The 6,812-nt window shown below is 49.4% G+C and carries 8 protein-coding genes; 3 read left to right on the top strand and 5 right to left on the bottom strand.

Annotation, left to right across the window (positions count from 1 at the left end; genetic code table 11):
- Window positions 1-114: 114 nt before the first annotated feature.
- Window positions 115-708, top strand: coding sequence for a Mu transposase C-terminal domain-containing protein (locus tag ACK8P7_RS10680; RefSeq protein ID WP_410044185.1), 594 nt, complete (start codon window positions 115-117; stop codon window positions 706-708).
- Entirely contained in the window at window positions 701-1,516 is an 816-nt protein-coding gene (locus ACK8P7_RS10675; RefSeq protein ID WP_410044184.1) for an ExeA family protein, read from the top strand. The genes ACK8P7_RS10680 and ACK8P7_RS10675 overlap by 8 nt, the downstream gene beginning before the upstream one ends.
- A gap of 205 nt (window positions 1,517-1,721) precedes the next feature.
- Here ACK8P7_RS10675 and ACK8P7_RS10670 read toward each other — a convergent pair whose 3' ends face one another.
- From ACK8P7_RS10670 to ACK8P7_RS10650, 5 genes are all read right to left on the bottom strand, one after another.
- Window positions 1,722-2,774 (bottom strand): HigA family addiction module antitoxin, encoded by a 1,053-nt coding sequence (locus ACK8P7_RS10670; RefSeq protein WP_177973754.1) that lies wholly within the window; start codon window positions 2,772-2,774, stop codon window positions 1,722-1,724.
- A 29-nt stretch (window positions 2,775-2,803) separates the two neighbouring features.
- The gene (locus ACK8P7_RS10665; protein WP_410044183.1) at window positions 2,804-3,100 is read right to left on the bottom strand and encodes a type II toxin-antitoxin system RelE/ParE family toxin; all 297 of its coding nucleotides are present in this window, start codon (window positions 3,098-3,100) and stop codon (window positions 2,804-2,806) included.
- Between the two features lie 546 nt (window positions 3,101-3,646).
- Window positions 3,647-4,285 (bottom strand): hypothetical protein, encoded by a 639-nt coding sequence (locus tag ACK8P7_RS10660; protein ID WP_410044182.1) that lies wholly within the window; start codon window positions 4,283-4,285, stop codon window positions 3,647-3,649.
- Between the two features lie 391 nt (window positions 4,286-4,676).
- Window positions 4,677-5,174: a hypothetical protein gene (locus ACK8P7_RS10655; protein ID WP_410044181.1), complete on the bottom strand. Its 498-nt coding sequence runs from the start codon at window positions 5,172-5,174 to the stop codon at window positions 4,677-4,679.
- 12 nt (window positions 5,175-5,186) lie between these two features.
- Window positions 5,187-5,906 carry a 4Fe-4S dicluster domain-containing protein gene (locus ACK8P7_RS10650; RefSeq protein ID WP_410044180.1) on the bottom strand — a complete coding sequence of 240 codons (720 nt, stop codon included), beginning with the start codon at window positions 5,904-5,906 and terminating at the stop codon, window positions 5,187-5,189.
- 147 nt (window positions 5,907-6,053) lie between these two features.
- Between ACK8P7_RS10650 and ACK8P7_RS10645 the strand changes: the two genes are divergently transcribed.
- Window positions 6,054-6,728 carry a Crp/Fnr family transcriptional regulator gene (locus ACK8P7_RS10645; RefSeq protein WP_410044179.1) on the top strand — a complete coding sequence of 225 codons (675 nt, stop codon included), beginning with the start codon at window positions 6,054-6,056 and terminating at the stop codon, window positions 6,726-6,728.
- Window positions 6,729-6,812 lie beyond the last annotated feature (84 nt).

Genomic DNA, 6,812 nt, shown 5'->3' with positions numbered 1-6,812 from the left:
GTTGGCTAATTGAGCCTTTTTCTCGCATTTCTTTACATAATAGATATCTTGTCATAACCTTTCTTATGTAAATCTTTACATAAGAAAGGCAAAATCGAGAAATTCCATCAGGTGGTGGATACATTCGTCCGGGAAAGCAAGCTGAAAAACGTCCGAACACTGGATGAGCTTAACCGTCTGTGGAGTATCTACCTCGAGGACCATTACCATAACGATCCTCATGCGGGCATCGCCGAGTACTATCAGTGCCTCAATGCTGATGTTCCACCGGAAGGGATCACACCACGGCAGGAATGGAATCGGGATACACGTCCACTGAACTTTATCGATGTCAATACCATCGCAGAAGCATTTCTGCATCATGAAAACCGGCGGGTCGACAAGGGCGCATGTATCCAGTTCAGAGGCAGGCGGTATGAGACGAAACCGGAGCTGATCGGCTTAAAGGTTGAGATCGCCTATGATCCGGCGAATCCAGAGATCCTTACGATCAGCCATCCTGGTATCGACCCATTTACTGCAAAACCGCTGGTGATCAGAGGCTACTGTGCTCAGACACCGGCGCTCCCTCCAGCGATGCAGCCAGAGACGCCGAAGACATCCCGACTGCTGGATGCCCTCGAAGCACGGCACAAGGAATCGAAACGGCTCATGACCGATGCCATCTCCTTTGCGAACTACGGAAAGGAGGGACGCGCTCATGTATGAAGCATTCTTTGGCATGACCCATACGCCATTCACCAGGGACCTTCCACCGGAGTGCCTGTACGAGACGAAAGCGATGAGTGATGTGCTTGGCCGTCTGATGTACGTTGCCGACAAGAAGCTGTTTGCAGTGATCACTTCAGAACCGGGCTGTGGCAAATCCACACTGCTCCGTAAGTTCGATGCCATGCTTCCGAAGGACAAGTACATACTTCTGTACCTGTCTGATTCCAAACTTACACCGAAGTGGTTCTATAAGGGCCTTCTGGAACAGCTGGGCATCGATTCGGGCTTCTATCGTGGAGATGCCAAGCGCCAGCTGCAGGCATCGATCGAAATCATTCAGGGCGTCCAGAAAAAGCGGGTGGTTTGTATACTTGACGAGGCGCACCTCCTTGATAAGGAAATGCTCGAGGAGTTCCGCTTCATGCTGAACTACAAGTTTGACTCTGAGAGTCCGATGGCCCTGGTGCTTGCCGGACAGACAGAACTCTGGGACCGCAAGCTGAAGCTGCAGCGATACGCCGCGATACGGCAGCGGATCGATATCTACTGTACGGTGCCACCTCTCGACCGGGCGGAATGCGAGGACTACATCAATGCGCACATGCAGTACGCGGGCTGCACGCAGAACATATTTACCGACTCGGCCATCGATCGGATCTACCAGATCTCGAACGGTGTTCCACGGATGGTGAACCGTGTCTGCGAAAAGAGCCTGATGTATGCCAGTCAGACACAGAAGCGACTGATCGATGACCACATGGTCAGTTATGTGGCAGAACACGAAATGTTGGTTGTGAATGAGTAAGCGAACGCCGCCGAAGACGACCTCCGGCGGCGATAAACCATACAACATTCATGACGCAAAACTGAGCAGGTCAGCGACAACTCATGAGAGCAGTTTCGTGACAGCTCATGAAATCAGCAACAGCAAGGATTTGCGAGATATTCCTTAGTAGTAATGGACTACTTAGAGGTTGAAAAATACTGCTACTAATAACCTCTTATGATATTTACGCTGATAATACATATTTGGTCTTTAAATCATTACAGCGATTATAGTTTATGAAGCCTTCCTTTTGCAGACGTCCCACAACAACTCCACAAAGAATGTGTTCTTCTTGAGCAAAGGCACAAATGGCTGCTTTTGAAAAATCATTCTGAGTAGTAAATGTGTTGAATTCTTCTGTAGGAATTAGTGTTTCTTTTGCAAAGCTGTCAGCGGCATCTTCATCTTCTTCGGTTGTTCCATTTGGCTGGTTGATGTGACCAAGTAAAATATGACCAAGCTCATGGAATAGACTAAACCAGAATTTATCTGCATCTTTGCCGCGAACTGTTAAGCCAACAACTATTTTGTTTCCGTCGTAGAAAGTTGCACCATGCAGGAAAGAACCTCCAATGTGAGGGAGAAATACAAGCGCAATACCGCAGTTGGATAATAGCTCAATCAACTTAGGGCAGAAATCCGAAGGATTCATTGTGGTCATGCTTCTTATTTCTGGCAAACTTTTCTTAAGCGATTTTAAATCAACTAATGAAGTTTTAATAGTACGAGCCTCCAGTTTGGCTTTCTGTGCCCATGCCAATAGAGCAAGATTACTTTTTTCTGTTTCGGCTAATCTACGACATGCTATTTTTGACAATTGCATATCCTCAATAATTTCAAGGTTTACAACTTCAAAATATTTTCTAAGATAAATAACCTTTTCGGTTGTATCTCTGGTCTCAGGAACCCAACCATTTTTAGACATTTCACGATAAGGTAGTTTTTTTGCAAGTTCCTTATCAGCATCCATGTCATTCTCAGCGTTGGCTTTTACAAGTTTTTCACGATAAGTGGACTCTAGTTTATTCCAAAACTTAGCAGGAACACCTAATACCATTTCTAAACGAACAGCAACATCCGGAGTCAACTGAACTTCGCCATTGATTAATTTACTAATATGTTTTTCGGACATACCCATGCGTACTGCAAATTCTTTCTGGCTAAGTCCTCTATCAAGCAACTGCTCTTTAATAGTTGCTCCCGGTGGTGTTGCAATAAAACTGCGACTTTTCACCATCGTAATACCTCCTTAAATGAAACGGAACTTTAATGATAATCTACAATTTCCATTACGTTTGCAATTTGAATTTCATTCCCTATTTTTTCAAAAACCAGTCGATAGGGATGAACTAAATCTATTGCGTATTGACCTTTGCGATTTCCTTTTAATGGATGACATCTTCCAATATGGAATTGAACCATCTCTTCAACAGTATCGGATGCATCTATTTCATCTATACGCTGATGGATTTTTTCGGCCATTTCTGAACCATATTTCTTTTCTGCCTCGCTTGCGATTGTACACACCTTTTCAATCTTGCGAGTTTTATATGTTATTTCCAATCCATCACCTCTTTCGCAAGTTTACCTTTGAGGTAAATATATTATATCCTTATTTACTATAAATATCAATAGTATATGTTTACCTGAGAGGTAAACAAAAATCAGCAAAATTTAAATCCCGATGGAATTTACTCTTTCACTGGAATTTAAATTTTCAAGTTAGCTCTTTGAAATCTGATGTGAACTTAATGACAGAAGGAGACACCTTCTTCGTATATCGATTCTGTTCTAAGATTTTAATTTGCTCTAGTGTAAATGAGTTCTTCATAATAATAGCCTCCAAGGATAATTGAATTGTATCAAATGATCCTTAGAGGCTGTATCTGCTTAATGGGATATCTCCAAAAATACTGCTTACTTTACTGGATTTACCCTGAAAATCTGTCTACTCTGCGGGGTACACTTTACTTTAAGCCCCTCAAACCAAACCCTTAAAAACGCAACCCCTCAATAAGTTTGGAGACCCAATTTCGGTGGGGATTCAGCTGAGCTGACCGCCAGGGGGATGACGGTGTGTCGCTGTGGACAGGCCGGGGCACCGCGGGGTTATTCTACCGCCATCATGGTGCAGGCGGTGATATAGCCGTTTGCATCCGTCGCGCTTACGCTCATATAGTTGTAGTCGATATGGCGGGCGAGAAAGTCGGAGATCGACATCACGTCATCGTAGTTATCGCCCGGACCAACATAATAGCTCACGGTTACGAGGCAGTTCTTCGCGAAGCGGGCGTTCGTGATGATGCCGCACTCCATCGGCTCCCAGACGCCCGGGGCACTGCCCTGGTGATAGATCGGGATGAAGGCATCCGCTGCATAGCATGGGCCGTAATCCGTCAACTCACTGATATACGAGTCCTTCACTTCGGCGAAGTTGTAATACGGAACGCCGTCCGGCAGGTAGTAGCAGTACTGGCCGTTCGCCATGTGGATCGCATACGCCGGCATGAGCACCGGGGAGATCATGTCGCTCGTATACCAGGATGCGCCGGCGCAGTAGGCGTAGAAGTTCGCGATACCGTTCTCGTCGATGTTGATGCAGAGGGTCTCGCCATCCCCGTTCAGGGTGAGCATCGTCTGCTTCGACATCAAGCCGCTCGCATCGAAGTGATAGAGCTCTGCCTTCTGGTCATGGTTCTCATCGAGCCACAGCCAGCAGTTCTTCGCGAAATCGCCGTCGTCGGTCATGTAGGCCTAGTCTGAGCCCATCGGCACCCACTGTCCCGCCATCGCCGCGATCGGACTGATCGTCATCGCGCAGGCGAGCAGCGCCGCAAAAAACTTCATTTTCTGTTTCATAAAAGCCTCCTTTCTGAGTGTACGCTTAAATGGTCAGCATGATCGGTCATAGCGGATCAAACACTTGCCGGGTCGCAGCTTAAAGGCTGGAAAGCACGTGCTGATCGCCGCGCACTCTTACATTCACGAACATGGTGTATCTACTACAAACTTACCATGTTTTCAGGCGGAGGTAAAATACAAATCGGCGATGGGAAGATAGAAAAGAGAGGGGCGTGGGACCATTTTCGCGAGGTCACGAAAATGGTCCCATGCCCCAAGTCACCCCCCAAGTCACCCCTCAAGTCAGCTTCGTTCCCTCGACTTTGCGCACCGTGGTCATCAGTGCTTCTGTACTTTCGTCATAACCGATTTTAAACAGTGCTTCGGAGAGGAGCGGGTACACGTCGGTTTTTTCGTCCTGTTGCGCATGTGCGTGAGTGATATGCGCTGCTATTTCACGGAAGTCGGTGAGGATGCGAAGCTTGAGCGCGCGGACCTCTTCTTCAGCGGTCCACAGCGCCTGCATATCATAGTCGGCGGTTCTGCCGCATGGTGCCATGCACTGGCTGCACCCTGGCGCGAGCCGGGCTTTCTCTGCGCGGACGTTCTGTATCAGCGTTTCGAGGGCGGCATCGCTGAGGCAGGCATCGGGCGCGGTGGCCATCAGTCCTTCCGTCATGATCGTCCATGTTTCAGCGGAAGCGACCGCCGGATCATCGATGGCTCTCGCGAGACCGATCAGTGCGCCGGTCAACACATCCTGCAAGCGGACGGTCACATCGTTTTTCTCTGCCATAATGCACCCCGCTCAGTCCAGAATCTTTCCGTCGATGCTGATCGTGACCACCTGCCATGGGATGAACTTTCCGCTGGCCTGCAGTGCCTTCTTCGCGGCCATTTCGAGACCGCCGCAGCATGGCACCTCCATACGGACGATGGTCACGCTCTGGATGTCGTTGTTCCGGATGATTTCTGTCAGCTTCTCGCTGTAATCGACATCATCGAGCTTCGGACAGCCCACCAGTGCGACCTTGCCGCGGATGAAGTCCTGGTGGAAGTCTGCGTAGGCATATGCGGTACAGTCGGCGGCGATCAGCAGCTTCGCACCATCGAAATACGGCGCATTCACCGGCGCAAGCTTAATCTGTACCGGCCAGTTCCGAAGCTGAGATACGGCCTTCATGTGACTGCCGGTGGTCGCTTCTGCTTCCTCTGCATGCTGCATCATGCGGACTCTGGAGCCCGGGCAGCCGCCCTCGTGCATATGCTTCATCTTTTCCTGCAGCTCCTTTTTCTTCTTGTTTTCCTGAACCGCCGCCTCATCGTACGCCGCGGCCTCACGCTCCTCGAAGCTGATCGCGCCCGTCGGGCAGGTCGGCAGGCAGTCGCCCATGCCGTCACAGTAGTCGTCTCTCAGGAGCTTCGCTTTCCCATCCACGATGCCGATCGCGCCCTCATGGCAGGCACTGGCACAGATTCCACAGCCGTTGCATTTATCCTCATCGATATGAATAAGCTTTCGTATCATCTCGTCATCCTCCGTTTTATGTAAACCAGATTTCATCATCCCGATGGAGACATTGGCCCGGCATCGAAGATGATTTTGCGTTTGTAACCCGATCATAGTATATTTAAGCGGAATTGTATGTTTGATTTCAAACAAATCGGAGGGGCAATGCAGAAATATTTACCGATATTACGGAGCTGTCCATTTTTTAACGGCATGCGAGATGATGAGATTCTGTCGATTCTTCACTGTGTGCAGGCGTCCACGACCACGCGGCCGCGCGGCTCTTATATCCTGCGTGCGGGTGACACGACCGAGGTGATGGGCCTTGTGCTGTCCGGTTCCGTGCTCATCCTCCAGGAGGACCTCTGGGGGCACCGGAATATCCTCTCGAAGTGCACGGCGGGCGACTTTTTCGGGGAGCCCTATGCGGCGACGTCCGGCACGGTTCTGAACGTCAATGCTGTCGCCGAGGACGATTGTACGCTTCTCTTTCTGAATGTGAAGCGTCTTCTGACGAGCTGCCCAACCGTCTGCGACCATCACCAGAAGCTGATTCGAAATCTGGTCAGCGTGCTGGCGAACCGGCTGCTGGTCTTCAATGATAAGATCACGCACGTCAGCAAACGCTCTACCCGGGAGAAGCTCCTGTCGTATCTTTCCTCTGAATCCGTCCGGCAGGCCTCGCTCTCCTTTGACATCCCCTTCGATCGGCAGCAGCTCGCCGACTATCTCTGCGTGGACCGCGCCGCCATGTCCGTGGAACTCTCGAAGCTGCAGAAGGAAGGCATTCTCAAAACGAATCGCCGGCACTTCGAGCTGATCGTCGGCAGCGCATCTTAAGAATTTCGTAATGGGGTCTGACCCCAATGTCGTCAACTTAACATTTAGACTCACGCGAAAGCGTAGGTCTTTTTTTACAAATAA

The sequence above is a fragment of the Oribacterium sp. P9 genome (assembly GCF_046365365.1).
GTDB lineage: Bacteria > Bacillota > Clostridia > Lachnospirales > Lachnospiraceae > Oribacterium.
This window is presented reverse-complemented; position numbering and strand designations above follow the sequence as displayed.